General features: G+C 65.6%; 15 protein-coding genes. 3 read left to right on the top strand and 12 right to left on the bottom strand.

The features are described from left to right. Positions 1–6 precede the first annotated feature (6 nt). On the top strand, positions 7–912 hold the full coding sequence (locus PMES_RS05215; RefSeq protein WP_159964471.1) for a ParB/RepB/Spo0J family partition protein: 906 nt from the start codon (positions 7–9) through the stop codon (positions 910–912). 3 nt (positions 913–915) lie between these two features. Here PMES_RS05215 and hemW read toward each other — a convergent pair whose 3' ends face one another. The 3 genes from hemW to rph are packed head-to-tail and all read right to left on the bottom strand — an operon-like array spanning position 916 to position 3,375. Further along, complete coding sequence (hemW, locus tag PMES_RS05220) at positions 916–2,061, bottom strand: radical SAM family heme chaperone HemW (RefSeq protein WP_159964764.1); 1,146 nt, start codon at positions 2,059–2,061, stop codon at positions 916–918. Further along, positions 2,057–2,668 carry an RdgB/HAM1 family non-canonical purine NTP pyrophosphatase gene (rdgB, locus tag PMES_RS05225; RefSeq protein WP_159964472.1) on the bottom strand — a complete coding sequence of 204 codons (612 nt, stop codon included), beginning with the start codon at positions 2,666–2,668 and terminating at the stop codon, positions 2,057–2,059. The genes hemW and rdgB overlap by 5 nt, the downstream gene beginning before the upstream one ends. Continuing rightward, positions 2,665–3,375 carry a ribonuclease PH gene (gene rph / locus PMES_RS05230; RefSeq protein ID WP_159964473.1) on the bottom strand — a complete coding sequence of 237 codons (711 nt, stop codon included), beginning with the start codon at positions 3,373–3,375 and terminating at the stop codon, positions 2,665–2,667. The genes rdgB and rph overlap by 4 nt, the downstream gene beginning before the upstream one ends. Before the next feature lie 120 nt (positions 3,376–3,495). On the opposite strand from rph, the gene hrcA reads away from it, so the two are divergent. Then, positions 3,496–4,560, top strand: a complete 1,065-nt coding sequence (gene hrcA / locus PMES_RS05235) for a heat-inducible transcriptional repressor HrcA (RefSeq protein ID WP_159964474.1) — start codon at positions 3,496–3,498, stop codon at positions 4,558–4,560. Positions 4,561–4,616: 56 nt separating this feature from the next. After that, positions 4,617–5,183, top strand: a complete 567-nt coding sequence (locus PMES_RS05240; protein WP_159964766.1) for a nucleotide exchange factor GrpE — start codon at positions 4,617–4,619, stop codon at positions 5,181–5,183. On the opposite strand, the gene mutS is transcribed toward PMES_RS05240, so the two are convergent. The 9 genes from mutS to PMES_RS05285 form a co-directional block, all read right to left on the bottom strand. After that, positions 5,143–7,815 (bottom strand): DNA mismatch repair protein MutS, encoded by a 2,673-nt coding sequence (gene mutS / locus PMES_RS05245; RefSeq protein ID WP_236549707.1) that lies wholly within the window; start codon positions 7,813–7,815, stop codon positions 5,143–5,145. The two genes, PMES_RS05240 and mutS, sit on opposite strands and share 41 nt — an antisense overlap. 185 nt (positions 7,816–8,000) lie before the next feature. Next, positions 8,001–9,479: a mannitol dehydrogenase family protein gene (locus tag PMES_RS05250; protein ID WP_159964475.1), complete on the bottom strand. Its 1,479-nt coding sequence runs from the start codon at positions 9,477–9,479 to the stop codon at positions 8,001–8,003. After that, on the bottom strand, positions 9,467–10,240 hold the full coding sequence (locus PMES_RS05255; RefSeq protein ID WP_159964476.1) for an L-iditol 2-dehydrogenase: 774 nt from the start codon (positions 10,238–10,240) through the stop codon (positions 9,467–9,469). Before PMES_RS05255 ends, PMES_RS05250 begins: the two co-directional genes overlap by 13 nt. Then, entirely contained in the window at positions 10,237–11,241 is a 1,005-nt protein-coding gene (locus tag PMES_RS05260) for an ABC transporter ATP-binding protein (RefSeq protein WP_159964477.1), read from the bottom strand. Before PMES_RS05260 ends, PMES_RS05255 begins: the two co-directional genes overlap by 4 nt. An 11-nt stretch (positions 11,242–11,252) precedes the next feature. Next, positions 11,253–12,083: a carbohydrate ABC transporter permease gene (locus PMES_RS05265; RefSeq protein WP_159964478.1), complete on the bottom strand. Its 831-nt coding sequence runs from the start codon at positions 12,081–12,083 to the stop codon at positions 11,253–11,255. Positions 12,084–12,172: 89 nt separating this feature from the next. Continuing rightward, the gene (locus PMES_RS05270; RefSeq protein ID WP_159964479.1) at positions 12,173–13,039 is read right to left on the bottom strand and encodes a carbohydrate ABC transporter permease; all 867 of its coding nucleotides are present in this window, start codon (positions 13,037–13,039) and stop codon (positions 12,173–12,175) included. A 139-nt stretch (positions 13,040–13,178) separates the two neighbouring features. Beyond that, positions 13,179–14,498, bottom strand: coding sequence for an ABC transporter substrate-binding protein (locus tag PMES_RS05275; RefSeq protein WP_159964480.1), 1,320 nt, complete (start codon positions 14,496–14,498; stop codon positions 13,179–13,181). A 175-nt stretch (positions 14,499–14,673) separates the two neighbouring features. Then, complete coding sequence (locus PMES_RS05280) at positions 14,674–15,705, bottom strand: LacI family DNA-binding transcriptional regulator (protein ID WP_159964481.1); 1,032 nt, start codon at positions 15,703–15,705, stop codon at positions 14,674–14,676. A 295-nt stretch (positions 15,706–16,000) separates the two neighbouring features. Further along, positions 16,001–17,215: an argininosuccinate synthase gene (locus PMES_RS05285; RefSeq protein WP_159964482.1), complete on the bottom strand. Its 1,215-nt coding sequence runs from the start codon at positions 17,213–17,215 to the stop codon at positions 16,001–16,003. Between the last annotated feature and the right edge of the window lie 85 nt (positions 17,216–17,300).

Genomic DNA, 17,300 nt, shown 5'->3' on the forward strand with positions numbered 1-17,300 from the left:
CATGAAATGACAGATAAACGCAATGATCGCAGAGGCTTGGGTCGAGGACTGTCGGCTCTTATGGCTGATGTCGCGATCGTCACGGAAGATGCTCCGACCGTGCAGCAAACGGGGGATGGCGTGCTTACTCTACCGATCGAGAAAATCGCACCAAATCCGGATCAGCCGCGTCGCAGATTTGCCCAGGATAACCTTGATGAGCTTGCGGCCTCCATCAGGGAAAAGGGCGTTCTACAGCCCCTGATCCTGCGTCCCGATCCCGAGAAGGAGGGGCATTACCAGATCGTCGCGGGCGAGCGGCGCTGGCGTGCATCGCAGATGGCACGGCTGCACGAACTGCCGGCGATCGTTCGGGACTTCGACGATACCGAGGTTCTCGAGGTCGCGATCATCGAGAACATTCAGCGCGCCGATCTCAACGCAATCGAAGAAGCTGCCGGTTACAGGCAACTCATGGACAAGTTCGGTCATACGCAGGAACAGATGGCGCAGGCCTTGGGAAAAAGCCGAAGCCATATCGCCAATATCCTGCGCCTGCTGAACCTTCCAGATGATGTCAGGGAACTGGTGAGCGAAGGGCGGCTTTCTTCCGGCCACGCCCGTGCCTTGATCACCAGTGAGCATCCCGGCGCACTGGCCCGCGAAGTCGTTGCGAAGGGCCTGTCTGTGCGTCAGACGGAACAGCTTGTGAAACGCGGTGATGCGCCCAGTCGGTCTGCACCGCGTCCCAAGCCTCGCAAGGATGCCGATACGGTCGCGTTGGAGCAGGATCTCGAGAGCAATATCAAGATGCCAGTCTCGATCGACCATGACGAGGCCGCAGGAAGCGGTAAGTTCGTTATCTCTTACAGATCGCTCGAAGAACTCGACAATTTGTGCCGAATCCTCACGGGAGCATCCGAGGACCGCTGAGGTTCAAGCAAGGAGATTTCGCAGGACGCCGTTCAAAACCGGGCGTCCTGCCCGCGTAACGCGAACACGATCTTCAGTTAATTCAATAAAATCATTCTCTACCATATCTTGGAACGAACTAATCCAGTTGGTATTAAGTTCATCGAGCCGCTGTCGCTCGGCGCCTTCGGTAATCCGAAGCGCCATCATCAGGTATTCGGCATATTGATCGTGGACGGGGAGGGGGGCATCGTCCCAGATTGTCTGCCCCGCCTCGACATCGGCAAGCCAGCGTCCGGGGGCGGAGGGCGCGACCGTCGCGTGCCTTGCCGAGCCTGCGCCTATGCGACCATGCGCGCCGGGACCGATCCCCACGTAATCGCCGCCGCTCCAATAGATGAGGTTATGACGCGAACGATCCTCCGTCGCGGCATGATTGGAGACCTCGTAGGCCGGCAGACCGGCATCCTCGCACAGCGCCTGCGTCAGCTCATAGAGATCGGCACTCAGATCCTCGTCCGGCAGACCCTTCAGGCCACCCTGGCTGAACCGTGCGTGAAATGCGGTGCCCGGCTCGATCGTCAGCTGATAGAGGGACAGATGGTCGGCCGCCATGCCGAGTGCCTCGGTCAGTTCGAGCCGCCAACCCTCGAGCGTCTGGTCCTGCCGCGCATAGATCAGATCGAAGCTGCATCGATCGAAGGTGGCGCGCGCGGTGTCGAAGGCCCGTCTCGCCTCGTCCGCGTCGTGCAATCGTCCCAGACGTTTCAGATCGCCATCATCGAGTGCCTGTATGCCCATGCTGACCCTGTTCACGCCAGCATTCCGATAGCCGCGGAACCGCTCCGCCTCGACCGAGGTCGGGTTCGCCTCCAGCGTGATCTCCGGCGCATTCGACATGGGCCATGCGGCCGCGATCGCGTCCAGGATGCCCGCGGTGACGCGCGGCTCCATCATGCTGGGCGTGCCGCCACCGAAGAAGACCGAGGAAACGGTGCGGTCAGGGCAACGCCGTGCCCACCGTGCGATCTCGGCGCGGTACGCCGCCAGCCAGCGGTCCTGGTCTATGTGGGCGGCGACATGGCTGTTGAAGTCGCAATAGGGGCACTTGGCCTGGCAGAAGGGCCAATGCACATAGATGCCGAAGCCGGCCCTTTGCCAATTCTCAATCAAGGGCGCCAGCGATCAGCTTGGCAAAGGCATCCGCGCGGTGGCTGATGCGGTTTTTTGCCCAACGATCCATCTCACCGAAGGTCTCCTCATGGCCCTCCGGCACGAAGATGGGGTCATATCCATGGCCCTCGTCACCGCGCGGCGGCCAGACGACACGGCCGGGCATCACCCCCGGAAAGACCGCATCCTCGCCATCAGGCCAGGCCAGCACCAGCGTGCAGCAGAACCGCGCCGTCCAAGGCTCAGCGGCGCCGCTGGCCTTCAGGGCGTCATGGGTCCGGCGCATCGCCATCGCGAAGTCCCGCCCGCTCGGGGTTTCGGCCCAATCGGCGGTATAGACACCGGGCGCGCCGTCGAGCGCATCGATCTCGATCCCCGAATCGTCCGCAAGCGCCGGCAACCCGGTCGCCTTCGCGGCGGCATGGGCCTTGATCCTGGCATTCTCGACGAAGCGCGTTCCGGTCTCCTCGGGCTCCGGCAGCCCGTGATCGGCGGCGGAGCGGGTCTCGATGCCGTAGGGGGCCAGGAGCGCCGCGATCTCCTCGAGCTTGCCACGGTTGTGGGTGGCCAGAACCAGCTGGCCCTCGCTCAGCCGCCGGCTCACGCGGTCGCATCCTTCTGCGCGGCGACCAGGGTCTTCACGCCGTCCTCCGCCAGATCGAGCAGCTCGGTCATTTGCGAACGCGAGAAGGTCGCGCCCTCGGCGGACATCTGGATTTCGATCAGCCGGCCGCTGCCGGTCATGACGAAATTGCCGTCCACACCCGCCTCGCTGTCTTCGGGATAGTCCAGATCGAGCACCGCCTGCCCGGCATAGAGCCCGCAGCTCACGGCGGCGACCGGGTCGGGCAGGGGATCGGTGATCACGTCACCCACCTTCATCAGCTTGTTGACGGCAAGGCGCAGGGCGACCCAACCCCCGGTGATCGCGGCGCAGCGCGTGCCGCCATCCGCCTGGATCACGTCGCAATCGATGGTGATCTGCCGCTCGCCCAAGGCCACGCGGTCGAGACCGGCGCGCAGGCTGCGCCCGATCAGGCGCTGGATTTCCTGCGTCCGGCCGGACTGCCCGTTCTTGGCCTCGCGGCGCATGCGCGTGTGCGTCGCGCGTGGCAGCATACCGTATTCGGCCGTCACCCATCCCAGACCCGAGTTCTTCAGGAAGGGCGGCACGCGTTCCTCGAGCGAGGCGGTGCACAGCACATGGGTGCCGCCGACCCGGATCAGGCAGGAGCCTTCGGCGTGACGGGTCACGTCGGTCTCGATTGAAATCGGGCGCATTTCGCTTAACTGTCGTCCGGAGGGGCGCATGGGGTTCACCTTTGCTGGTTCGTTCGTGTGATACGCGTCCGCTTCGGCAAGTTTCAACCCCGTTCGGCGGGCTCCGGGACGCGCCGGAAGGGCCAAACACAGGTGGATGGGTCATCACGCATGAAAGGTCGCGGCACACTTCTGACAGAGCTCAACGATCGCAGCCGAGAGGTTTTCCGGCGGGTGGTCGAGGACTATCTCGACAGCGGCGAGCCGGTCGGATCGCGGACCCTGTCACGGACCCTGAGCGAGCGCATCAGCGCGGCGACGATCCGCAACGTGATGCAGGACCTCGAGTATATGGGCCTGCTCGACAGCCCGCATGTCTCCGCCGGGCGCATACCCACGCAGCACGGGCTGCGCATGTTCGTGGACGGCCTTCTGGAGCTGGGCGATCTGACCGAGGATGACCGCTCGCGGATCAACGCGACGCTGGGCAGCAACGAGCGCGATGTCGGCACCTTGCTCGACCGCGTAGGCTCCGCCCTTTCGGGTGTCACCGCGGGCGCCAGCCTCGTACTCACGCCCAAGCACGAGGCACCGATCAAGCATATCGAGTTCGTCAGCCTGTCGCCGGAACGCGCGCTCGTGGTGTTGGTCTTCGCCGATGGCCATGTCGAGAACAGGGTCTTCACCCCGCCGCTGGGACAGACGCCCTCCTCGATGCGGGAGGCGGCGAATTTCCTCAACGCGCTCGCCGAGGGGAAGACGCTCAGCGAGTTGCGACGCGTCATCGAGCATGAGATCAAGAGCCGCCGCCGCGAGCTCGATACGCTCGCCGCCGGCATGGTCGAAAGCGGCCTGGCGATCTGGGAAAACGAGGGGCAGCCCTATGAGCGGCTCATCGTGCGGGGCCGGGCGAACCTTCTGGGGCAAGCCGGCGAGGCCGAGGAGCTCGAACGGATCCGGACCCTCTTCGACGATCTGGAGCGCAAGCGCGACATCGCCGAGTTCCTCGAACTGGCCGATGAAGGCGACGGGGTGCGGATTTTTATCGGGTCGGAGAACAAGCTTTTCTCACTTTCGGGTTCCTCTTTGGTCGTCTCTCCATATATGAACGCTGACCGTAAGATCATCGGCGCGGTGGGCGTCATCGGTCCGACACGTTTGAATTATGGCCGGATCGTTCCCATCGTCGATTACACGGCCCAACTGGTCGGCAAGCTCTTGGCCGACCGCGGATAGCAGGTAGAAGCATGGCGAAAGCGCAAGACGGCAAACTCGAAGCCGAGATCGAGGAGATGTTCAGGGCGGGTACCGATAACGGCGCCGAGGGCGGTGACGCGCAGGGCGACACTGCGGAGGCCGCCGGCGCACCGGACGCGGAGATGGAGACGTTGCGCGCCGAGCGCGACGAGCTGCGCGACCGCTTCATGCGTGCCCTTGCCGATGCCGAGAACGCCCGCAAGCGCTCCGACCGCGACCGGCGCGAGGCGGAGAATTACGGTGGATCGAAGCTGTCGCGCGACATGCTTCCGATCTTCGACAACCTCAAGCGCGCGGTCGATTCGGTCACGGACGAGCAGCGCGAGGCCGCCGGCCCCCTGATCGAGGGTGTCGAGCTGACGATGCGCGAGCTGATCAACGTCTTCTCCAAGCATGGCATCAACCGCATCTCGCCGCAGGTCGGCGAGAAGTTCGACCCCCAGCACCACGAAGCGATGTTCGAGGCTCCCGTCCCCGATACCCGTGCCGGCGAGATCATCCAGGTGATGGCGGAGGGCTTCATGCTCCATGACCGCCTCCTGCGTCCCGCGCATGTCGGTGTCAGTTCGACCCCGGCTCCGAAGGATGCGCCAAAGACTTGAGCTCATAGAGCAGGGACAATGCCTCGAGCGGCGTGAGCCGGTCGGGGCTGACCTGTGCCAGCCGCGCGTCGAGGGGCGATCCGGCTGGGGCGGGCGCCGCCGGTGCCGCCGCTGTCCGTGCCGCCGAGAAGAGCGGCAGATCGTCGATCAGCGTCTCGCGCCGGGTCCCGTCATCGCCCTGCTCGAGGGCATCGAGCACCACGCGCGCCCGCTTGAGGACCGCCTCCGGCAATCCGGCGAGACGCGCCACCTGCACCCCGTAGGAGCGGTCCGCACAGCCGATGCAGACCTCGTGCATGAAGATGACCTCTCCGTTCCATTCCTTGACTGTCACGGTGGCGTTGGTGATCCCGTCCAGCCGTTCCCCAAGCCGCGTCAGTTCATGGTAATGGGTGGCGAAGAGGGCCCGGCAGCGGTTCACGTCATGCAGATGCTCGAGCGTCGCCCAGGCGATCGACAGCCCGTCATAGGTCGCGGTGCCCCGCCCGATCTCGTCGAGGATGACCAGCGCCCGGTCGTCCGCCTGGTTGAGAATCGCCGCCGTCTCGACCATCTCGACCATGAAGGTCGAGCGCCCGCGCGCCAGATCGTCGGCCGCGCCGACCCGGCTGAAGAGCTGGCTGACAAGGCCGATACTGGCGCTTTGCGCAGGTACGAAGGCCCCCGCCTGCGCAAGGAGCGCGATCAGGGCATTCTGGCGCAGAAAGGTCGACTTGCCCGCCATGTTCGGACCCGTGATCAGCCATAGCGCGGCGCCCTCGTGCCCGTCGGACAGGGCGCAGTCATTGGCGACGAAGGCACTTCCCCCCGCGCGGCGCAGCGCCTGCTCGACCACGGGGTGGCGTCCCTTGACCACGTCGAAGCCGCGCCCCTCGTCGACGGTGGGCCGCGTCCAGTCATCGGCGCGGGCGAGATCGCCGAGGGCGAGGGCGAGGTCGATCTCGGCCAGGGCCGCAGCGGCAAGGCCGATCGGCCCGGCGGCATCGAGCACGGCCCCGCAGAGCCGGGCGAAAAGTGCCCGCTCCAGCTCCAGAGCACGGCCGCCGGCATTGTGGATGCGCGTCTCGATCTCCGAAAGCGCGACCGTGGTGAAGCGGACCGCGTTCGCCGTCGTCTGGCGGTGGATGAAACGCTCGCTCAGCGGCGGCGAGAGCATCTTCTGCGCATGGGTGGCCGTGACCTCGATGAAATAGCCAAGGACATTGTTGTGCTTGACCTTCAGCGCCGCGATGCCCGTCTCCTGCGCGAATTCGGCCTGCATCGCGGCGATCACGCCGCGGCCCTCGTCACGCAGCTTGCGTGCCGCGTCGAGCTCTGCGTCATGGCCGGGCGCGATGAAGCCGCCATCGCGCAAGAGAAGCGGCGGCTCGGCCACGAGGGCTGCATCGAGCGCGGCGCCCAGTTCCGGAATGGCCGCGATGTCGCGGACCGCCCCGGCGAGGATCTCGGGAAGATCGGCCTCCCCGAGCGTGCCCGCGATGCGCGCGCCTTGCCCGAGGCCGTCGCGGATCGCCGCGAGATCGCGCGGCCCCCCCCGTTCCAGGCCGATCCGCGACAGGGCGCGGTCCATGTCGGGCACACGCCTGAGCATCTCGCGTGTCCTGCCGCACAGCGTCTCCTGCGCCGCGCCGAAGGCCACCGCGTCGTGACGGGCATGGATCAGCGGCAGATCGCGTGAGGGACCGGTGATGCGCCGCTCCAGAAGGCGGCCGCCGGGCGCCGTCACGGTCCGGTCGATGGCGGCCAGCAAGGAGCCCTCGCGCCGGCCCGACAGGCTCCGCGTCAGCTCCAGGTTCCGCCGTGTGGCGGCGTCGATCTGCACCGCGCCCTCGATGCCCTCGCGGACCGGGGGACGCAGGAGCGGCAGCTTTCCCTTCTGCGTGATCTCCAGGTAGTCGAGGATCGCGGCCATCGCCGAGATCTCGGCACGCGTGAAAGTGCCGAACGCGTCGAGCGTGCCCACCTCGAACGCGGCGCAGAGACGCTTCTCGCCGCCCGCGCTGTCGAAGCTGGCCGCGCCGAGGGGGCTGAGCGCGGCGCCGCCCTCGCGGATGATCTCCGCAAGCTCATCGGGCAGCTCCTGCTGGACCACCATCTCGCGCGGTGACAGGCGCGCCAGTTCCGGCCCGAGCCTGACCCGCGGACAGGCGGCGACGTTGAACGCACCGGTGGAGATGTCGACCCAGGCAAGGGCGCCGCCATCCCTGATCTCGGCATAGGCGGCGAGGTAGTTGTGCCGCCGTGCCTCCAGAAGACCGTCCTCGGTCAGGGTGCCGGGCGTCACGAGGCGCACGACCTCGCGCCGGACCACCGATTTCGAGCCGCGCTTCTTCGCCTCGGCCGGATCTTCCATCTGCTCGCAGACCGCGACCCTGAACCCCTTGCGGATCAGCGTCAGAAGATACCCCTCGGCGGAATGCACCGGCACTCCGCACATGGGGATGTCGCGCCCCTGATGCTTGCCGCGCTTGGTCAGCGATATGTCGAGCGCCTCGGCCGCCGCGACGGCATCATCGAAGAACATCTCGTAGAAGTCGCCCATCCTGTAGAAGAGGAGGGCACCGGGATGCCCGTCCTTGATCTCGAGGAATTGCGCCATCATGGGCGTCACGCTGGTCTCGTTCGATGCCATCTGGTCCCCTTGGCTGGCGCTTCGCGGACCTTAACGAATGCGGCTCCGGGGATGAATGCGCAACTCGCCCCGGCAGGACACAAAAGCCGACGGCCGGTGCGGCGATGCGCACCGGCCGGTGGTTGGAGGCGGAGGGGCGGGCCCGCCATCGGTCCGATCGTCTCACGGTCCGGCGGGCGGCGGTCTCAGGCCGCGCCGGCATAGTCACGCAGCACCGCGTCGGGACCGCGCTCCGCGACATCGCCGTAGCGGCGGGTGAATGCCTCGATGAAGCGGCTCTCATGCGCGAGATCGCCGTAGATCCACTCCTGCGCCGCCCAGAGGGCCGGATCGGTACGGGCCGCCTGTGCCGCATCCTGAAGGCGGGCCCAGTTGGGATCGTTCGGCGCGATCTGGGTGCCGTCAAGCCGGGTGCCGATGCACATGCGGGCCCAGAGCACTTCCGCAAGGGCCAGCCCCTCGATCGACATGTCCGCCGCGAGGCCGTCGCGGATGGATGGAAGCACGAAGCCGGGGTGGCGCGACGATCCGTCGAAGGCGACGCGGCGGGGTGTATCGACGATGGCGGGATTGGAGAACCGCCGCGAGACAAGCTCCACATAAGCGCCCGGCGTCCGTTCCGGCACGGGGGCCACATGCGGCACGATCTCGTCGTTCAGCACCTTGTGGAAGAAACCCGAGATTTCCGGATCGGCCATGCATTGCGCGATGGTGTCATGGCCGCGCAGCTCGCCGATATTGGCAAGCAGCTGGTGACCCGCGTTGAGTATGCGCAGCTTCATCGCCTCATGCGCGGCGACCTTCCGGGTGAAAGTGGCACCGACATGCTCCAATGCGGGACGCCCGGCGCAGAAGTCATCCTCGATCACCCATTGCCTGTAGGTCTCGTGGGTGACGGGGCTGCGATCCGCGATCCCGTGTTGCTCCACCAGGGCCAGTTCCTTCGGACCCGTGGCCGGCACGATGCAATCGACCATGGAATTGGGAAAGCTGCATTCCGCCTCGATCCAGACGGCGAGCTCGGGATCGACCGCGCGCGCGATGCCAAGGACGGTCCGGCGCAGGATGTCGCCATTGCCCTGCAGGTTGTCACAGCTCAGCCCCGTGAAAGGCCCGCGGCCCGCATCGCGGCGGATGCGCAGCGCGGCGACCATCGCGCCGAAGACGGTGCGCGGCGCGTCCGGCGTGTGGGCATCGTGCCGGATATCGGGATGATCCGTATCGAGCCCGCCGGTCGCATCGCGGTAATATCCCCCTTCGGTGACCGTCAGGGACACGATGCGGATGTTCGGGTCGGCCATCGCCTCGATCAGGGGGCGATGCCCTTCCTCGACCGGCACGAAGCCGCACATGGAGCCGACGATCTCGGCGGAGGTCGTTTCGGGGTCGAGCTCGATCAGGGTCGTCATCCAGTCCTGCGCGCGCAGCTTCTCGCGCTGCGCGGCATCGCCGGGCATGATGCCCGCGCCGAGGATCGCCCAGTCGAGGTCGCGTCCTTCATCGAAGAGCCGGTGCAGATACCAGGCCTGGTGGGCGCGGTGGAAATTGCCCAGACCGACATGCACGATGCCCGGCGTCAGCCGGGTCCGGTCGTATCGAGGCAGGCGCACGTCCCCGGGCATCCGCCCGAGGGACTCGTTCGACAGGGGAATCAACTCATCCATTGGCCACCATCCACGTTGTAGGTTTGCGACACGATGTAATCCGCCTCCTCGGAGGCGAGAAAGACGGCCATGCCGGTGAGATCCTCCGCCCGGCCCATGCGGCCATGGGGGACGGCCTGCGCGACTTCGCGTTTCTTCTGTCCCGGCGGCTTGCCCTCGTAGCGGGCGAAGAAGGCGTCGACCCCGTCCCAATGCTCGCCATCGACGACGCCGGGAGAGATGGCGTTGACATTGATCCCGTGCCGGATCAGGTCGAGCCCCGCCGATTGCGTCAGCGAGATCACCGCCGCCTTGGTCGCGCAATAGACGGCGACCAGGGGCTCGCCGCGGCGCCCGGCCTGGCTTGCCATGTTGATGATCCGGCCGCGAATGCCTTCGGCGATCATGTGCCGCGCGACCGCCTGAAGCGTGAAGAGCGTGCCGGTCACGTTGATCGCGAAGGCGCGGTCGTGATCGGCACGGGTGATCTCGGCGATCGGCGCGGCGGTGAAGATCGCGGCATTGTTCACCAGGATATCGATCCGCCCCATGCGGGTGATGGCCTCGGCCACCGCCGTCTCGATGCTGTCCTGGCGCGCGACATCCATCTCGATGGCAATTGCCTTCGGGCCGATCTCTTCGGCGGCCCGGCGGGCCGCCTCGAGGTCGATGTCACCGATCGCGACCGTTGCGCCCTCGGCAACATACCTTTTCGCGAAGGCAAGGCCGATGCCGCGCGCCGCGCCGGTGATCAGCGCGGTCTTTCCCGCAAGGCGCATCATGCGATCCTTGCGCCGTCGCGGTCGAAGCGGTGGAGCTGCTCGAGCCGGGGTGACAGGGTGATGCGGTCGCCATGCCGGAAGTTGACCTCGCCGGGGGCGCGAACGGTGATTGTCTCGGCCAGGCCGGTCTCGTGCACGTGGAAGAAGGTGTCCGATCCCAGATGCTCGGCCACGCCGACGCGTCCGCTCCAGAGGCCGCCCTCCTCGGCGACATCGATATGCTCGGGACGGATGCCGACGGTATGCGCGTCGTGCCGGCTGGCCTCCTCCCCCTCCAGGAGGTTCATCTTGGGCGATCCGATGAACCCGGCGACGAAGGTGTTGCGCGGCGTGCGGTAGAGTTCCAGCGGCGTTCCCACTTGCTCGATCACCCCGGCGCGCAGCACGACGATCTTGTCGGCCATCGTCATCGCCTCGACCTGGTCATGGGTCACGTAGATCATCGTGGTCCTGAGCCGCTTGTGCAGCTCCCCGATCTCGAGACGCATTCCCACGCGCAGCGCCGCGTCGAGATTGGACAGCGGCTCGTCGAAGAGGAAGGCCGACGGCTCGCGCACGATGGCCCGCCCGATCGCGACGCGCTGCCTCTGCCCGCCGGAGAGCTGCCCGGGACGCCGGTCGAGGTAGTCGGTCAGGTTGAGCGCGGCGGCGGCCTGTTCGATCCGCCGGTCCTGCTCGGCCTGGTCGATGCCGGCCATGCGCATCGGGAAGGCGATGTTCTTGCGCACCGTCATGTGCGGATAAAGCGCGTAGGACTGAAAGACCATGGCCAGGCCGCGCTTGGCGGGGGGCTGGTCCGTGGCATCGGTGCCGTCGATGAGGATCGATCCCGAGGTGATGTCCTCGAGCCCCGCGATCAGGCGCAGCAGGGTCGACTTGCCGCAGCCCGACGGGCCGACGAAGACGGTGAACTCGCCATCCTCGATCGTCAGGTCGAGCGGGGGGATGACCTCGGCATTGCCGAATTTCTTGGATACTTTCTGAAGCGTGATCTGGCCCATGTCCGGCCTCCCTATTTAACCGCGCCGAAGGTCAGGCCGCGAACGAGCTGTTTCTGGCTGAACCATCCGAGGATGAGAATTGGTGCGATCGCCATGGTCGAGGCGGCCGACAGCTTGGCGTAGAACAGTCCCTCCGGGCTGGAATAACTGGCGATGAAGGCAGTGAGCGGCGCCGCCTTGGCGGCCGTCAGGTTCAGCGTCCAGAACGCCTCGTTCCATGCGAGGATGAAGTTCAGAAGGAGTGTCGATGCGATGCCGGGGACCGCCATCGGGGTGAGGACGTAGAGGATCTCGGAGCGCAGGGAAGCCCCGTCCATCCGCGCGGCCTCCAGGATTTCGCCGGGGATCTCGCGGAAGTAGGTATAGAGCATCCACACGATGATCGGCAGGTTGACCAGCATCAGGACGATCGTCAGGCCGATCCGGGTATCGAGCAGCCCCAGTTCGATGAAGATCAGGTAGAGCGGATAGAGCACGCCGACTGCCGGAAGCATCTTGGTCGAGAGCATCCACAGCAGGATGTCCTTGGTGCGCTTGGAGGGAACGAAGGCCATCGACCAGGCCGCCGGGATGGCGATGATGATGCCCAGGATTGTCGATCCCCCGGCGATGATGATCGAGTTCCACAAGAAGCGGGCATAGTTCGACCGCTCCTGCACGACCGCGTAATTCTCCAGCGTCCAGTCGAAGAAGAAGAATTGCGGCGGGTTGGCGATCGCGGTCGCCTCGGTCTTGAAGCTGGTCAGGATGGTCCACAGGATCGGGAAAAAGATCAGCAGGCCGATGCTCCAGGCCAGGGCGGTGTTGATGATCTTGCGGCGGGTGGTGACGGAACGGGCCATGTCAGGTCTCCCTCTTCCGGGGTGAAGCCGAAGTCTCGGGGGTTGCGATGCCGCCCCGGTCTGCTGCCGGGACGAATGTTGGGTGTCGCTCAGGCATCGAGGTTCTTGCCCACGATCCGCATCAGGAAGATGGCGATGATGTTGGCGAGGATGACCGCGTAGATGCCGCCCGCGCTGCCGAGCCCGACATTCAGGCTTTCGAGCACACGCTGGTAGATCAGGTAGGTCAGCGTCCGGCTGCCGAATGCGCCGCCCGTGGTCACGAATATCTCGGCGAAGATCGAGAGCAGGAAGATGGTCTGGATCAGCACGACGATGGTGATGGCGCGGGCCAGGTGCGGCAGGATGATCCACATGAAGCGCGAGAGCGGCGGAGCGCCGTCCATCTCGGAGGCTTCGAGCTGCTCGCTATCGAGCGACTGGATCGCGGTCAGCAGGATCAGCGTCGCGAAGGGAAGCCATTGCCAGGAGACGATGAGGATGATCGAGGCCAGCGAGGCCTGGCTCAGCCATTCGATCGGCTGAGCTCCGAAGAAGGCCCAGAGATGGGCGAAGAGCCCGTTCACCGGGTCCATGAACATGTTCTTCCAGACCAGCGCGGAAACGGTGGGCATCACGAAGAAGGGGGCGATCACGAGGATGCGCACGACCCCCTGTCCCCACATCGGCTGATCGAGCAGGAGCGCCAGCACGATGCCCAGGGCGACCGTGATGAGCAGCACCCCGCCCACGATCACGAGGGTCGCCTGGACGCTCGGCCAGAAGGCGGAGGAGGTGACGAAGCGGACGTAATTGTCGAACCCGGCCCATCCGAGATCGCCGCCGCGCAGGGGCAGGTATTTCTTGAACGAGAAATAGAGCGTCATCGTCAGTGGGACGAGCATCCAGCCCAGGAGCAGGATGACCGCGGGCGCCATCATCAACCGGGCGGCGGAGCGGGAATGCTGGGTGGCCATGATCTTGGTCCTCGAAATGAAGGATCCGGCCGCCTGCGTGGAGCGCAGCGGGGCAGGACATGGGAAACGCGGGTAAAGTGGGGGACCTTCGAAGGGGTCGGGGGGCCGGAATGCCAGCCCCCCGGAGTGGTGCGCAGGCTCAGTAGCCCGCGGCTTCCATCTCGTCGCTCACGAGCGCCTGTGCCTTCTCGAGGGCTTCCTCGGCCGATTGCTGGCCTGCCAGCGCGGCGGAGAATTCCTGGCCGACCTGGGTGGCGAAGCCGGAGAACTCGGGAATGGCAACGAACTGGATGCCGGTATAGGGCACCGGATCGACGGTCGGATTCTTCGGATCCGCCTCGTTGATCGAGTTCAGCGTCATTTCCGCGAAGGGCGCCGCCTCGAGGTATTCCTCGTTCTCATAGAGCGATTTGCGGGTTCCGGGAGGCACGTTGGCCCAGCCTTCGTTCTGCGCGACAAGCTCGGTATAGCCCTTGCCGGTGGCCCAGGCCACGAAGGTCTTGGCGGCATCCTCGGCATCCGTGCCGCTCGGGATCGCCAGCGACCAGGCCCAGAGCCAGTTGCTGCGCTTGCCGTTGCCCGCATCGGGTGCCAGGGCGAAGCCGACCTTGTCGGCAACGGTCGAGTCGTCGGGGTTGGTCACGAAGGAGGCGGCGACGGTGGCATCGATCCACATGCCGCATTTGCCCTGCTGGAACAGCGACAGGTTCTCGTTGAAACCGTTGGTCGACGCGCCCGGAGGTCCGTAGTTGTTCATCACATCGAGATAGGTGTTGAGCGTCGTGGCCCATTCCTCGGTGTCGAATTGCGGCGTCCAGTTCTCGTCGAACCAGCGGGCGCCGAAGCTGTTGGACATGGCGGTCAGGAAGGCCATGTTCTCGCCCCAGCCGGCCTTGCCACGCAGGCAGATGCCGTAGACCTCGTTCTCCTTGTCGGTCATCGCCTCGGCGGCCTTGGTGATGAACTCCCAAGTGGGCGCGTCCGGCATCTCGAGGCCGGCCTGCTCCATCAGGTCGGTCCGGTACATGACCATCGAGCTTTCGCCGTAGAAGGGTGCGGCATAGAGCGTGCCATCGACGGTCAGGCCGCTGGAGATGGCCGGCAGGAAGTCATCCGCATCCCAGTCCTCGGGCATGTCGTCGAGCGCGACGAGCCAGCCCTGCTTGCCCCAGATCGGAACCTCGTAGGTGCCGATGGTCATCACGTCGAACTGTCCGCCGCCGGCGGTGATGTCCTGGGTCACACGCTGGCGCAGGACATTCTCCTCGAGCGTCACCCATTCGAGAGCGATGTCGGGATACTCTTTGTTGAACTCGTCCGCCAGGCCCTGCATGCGGACCATGTCGCCGTTGTTCACGGTGGCGATGGTGATCGTGGTCATGTGCGAGCCCGCGGTGGCGGCACCCGCCGCGGCAATGGCCAGCACGCTCGCGGTACACAATGTCTTTCCGAATCGCATCCTCAATCCTCCCGTATTGGATGTCGAGGAACCCTACCGCCGCACATGGCGCGCGGTCAACGAAAACTTTGCGCGCGGAAATAATATTTTCAATTATATCACCCGTGACCATTCGGGCGGCCGCACGTTACCCTCGCGAACAATGGCAGCCCACCGCCGGCGCGCCGGGTCTTCCTCAGGCGGATTCGCGCATCACCAGCTTGCCATCGAAAAGGCTGATCTCACGCTCGCACGGCATGCTCTCGGTCTCGATGACCTGCGCGATCTGCTGAACCGCCAGCTCGGCGATCGCACCGTAATCCTGCGCGATCGTGGTCAGGGAGGGGCAGGTGAAGCGGGAAAACGGATGATCGTCATGCCCGGCGATCCGCAACTCGCAATCGGAACCGTGGCCGACCTTGATCCCGAGCCCGAAGGCGGCCGAGAGCAGGCCGATCGCCAGCCGGTCATTGCTGCACAGGATCGTCCGCGAGGGGAAGGCGCCGTCCTCGAGCAGCCTGCGCCCTTCCCGAAGACCGAACTCCTCGATGCTCCACCCGGACCCTTCGGCATGGACGATGCGCGGCTCGTGGCCGTGACGCTCCATCCCGGCGAGATAGGCCAGGCGGCGCTTGTTGGCATTCGGGTTGAGCGGCGTCCTCATCTCGAAAAGGCAGGGCGGCTCGCCGGTGCGGCACAGGTAATCGGTCATCAGCCCAATGCTCTGGACATTGTCGGTTCCGACGAAGGCGGCGCCGGCCTCCTCGATATCCGCATCGAAAAGGACCATCGGCACGGTTTCGGCAAAGGCGCGGACATGGTCACGATCGGAGGCACGGCCGAAAGGAGCAAGCAGGATGCCGGCCGGCTTGAGGGCCTTGAGCGCCTCGAGATTGGCGGTCTCCTGTGCCGGCTTGCCGTGCGAGCTGCGCACGATGGGACTGTATCCCGCATCGATGCAGGCGAGCTCGACGACGCGTCCGATTTCGGTGAAGAACGGATCGGCGAGGTTCGGCACGATGATCCCGATGCTGTTCGTCCTGCGCCGGTTCTGGTTCATCGCATAGATGTTGGGCTGGTAGTCGTAGGTCCGCAGGGCCGTCTCGATCCGCTCGCGCGTCGATCTCCTGACGCTCATCGGGTCCTGGAAATACTTCGAGACGGTCGGGCGGGAAATCCCGCTCGCCTTGGCGAATTCCTCCATGTTCCTGATTTTCGGATTCTGCATGAAGGGCCCTTTCCCCGTCGTGGCCAGGCACTGTTTCACCCAGTGGTAAACTTTTTCTTTGCGCCAGTAAAGTTTCATGAGTGCCGGCGGCGATCCGCACGGTGCATCACTCCCTCGCCGGGGCGCTCCCTCGCCGGGGGTGCGGGGGCATGCGGAGGCGGGCAGGGCACCCGATGCCCGGCCATGGGGCCGAACACGGGCCCGAGCACGGGATCAAGCATCGGGCCGGACTGCGTGGCCCAGGCGACATGAGGCTGTTACCAAAGCCACGGAGCGGGCGGCGCCGGTATCCCGATCAGCCGCGGCGGTTGCGGTTCGCCAGGAGCTTGAGACGCAGCGCGTTGAGCTTGATGAAGCCCGCCGCGTCCTTCTGGTCATAGGCGCCGGCATCGTCCTCGAAGGTCACATGCGCCTCGGAATAGAGGCTCTTGTCGGACCAGCGGCCCACGGTGCGCGCAACGCCCTTGTAGAGCTTCAGCCGCACGGTTCCCTCGACATGCTCCTGACTCTTGTCGATCGCGGCCTGGAGCATTTCGCGCTCCGGGCTGAACCAGAAGCCGTTATAGATCAGCTCGGCATAGCGCGGCATCAGCTCGTCCTTGAGATGCGCCGCCCCGCGATCGAGCGTGATCTGCTCGATGCCGCGATGCGCCTCGAGCAGCAGCGTGCCGCCCGGGGTCTCGTAGATGCCGCGAGACTTCATGCCCACGAACCGCCCCTCGACAAGGTCGAGCCGTCCGCAGCCGTGCTTGCCGCCCAGCTCGTTCAGCTTCGTCAGGATCCCGGCGGGCGACATGGCGGTGCCGTCGATGCTGACCGCGTCGCCCTTCTCGAAACCGATCTCGACGAATTCGGGGCTGTCCGGCGCATCTTCCGGATTGACGGTGCGCTGGTAGACGTAGTCGGGCGCATCGACCGCCGGATCCTCGAGCACCTTGCCCTCCGAGGAGGTGTGCAGGAGGTTCGCGTCGACGGAGAAGGGCGCCTCGCCGCGCTTGTCCTTGGCCACCGGGATCTGGTTCATCTCGGCGAATTCGATCAGCTTGGTGCGGCTCGTCAGGTCCCATTCGCGCCAGGGGGCGATCACCTTGATGTCGGGGTTGAGCGCATAGGCCGACAGCTCGAAGCGGACCTGGTCGTTGCCCTTGCCGGTCGCCCCATGGGCCACGGCATCGGCGCCGGTCATCTCGGCGATCTCGACGAGACGCTTGGAGATCAGCGGCCGGGCGATCGAGGTGCCCAGCAGGTAGAGCCCTTCGTAGACGGCGTTGGCGCGGAACATCGGGAAGACGAAATCGCGCACGAACTCCTCGCGCAGATCCTCGATGTAGATCTCTGAGGCGCCCATCATCTCGGCTTTCTTGCGCGCCGGCTCCAGCTCCTCACCCTGGCCCAGATCGGCCGTGAAGGTCACGACCTCGCAGCCGTATTCGGTCTGCAGCCACTTGAGGATGATCGACGTGTCCAGACCGCCCGAATAGGCGAGAACGACTTTCTTTGGGGCGGACATCTGCACTCTCCATGGCTTGCGCGGGACGCGAGCCGCCTATCGGGTTTTGCCGCGAAGGGCAAGATGACGCGCTTGTGCCCGGCCG

It is taken from the genome of Profundibacterium mesophilum KAUST100406-0324 (genome assembly GCF_009835145.1).
Classification (GTDB): domain Bacteria; phylum Pseudomonadota; class Alphaproteobacteria; order Rhodobacterales; family Rhodobacteraceae; genus Profundibacterium; species Profundibacterium mesophilum.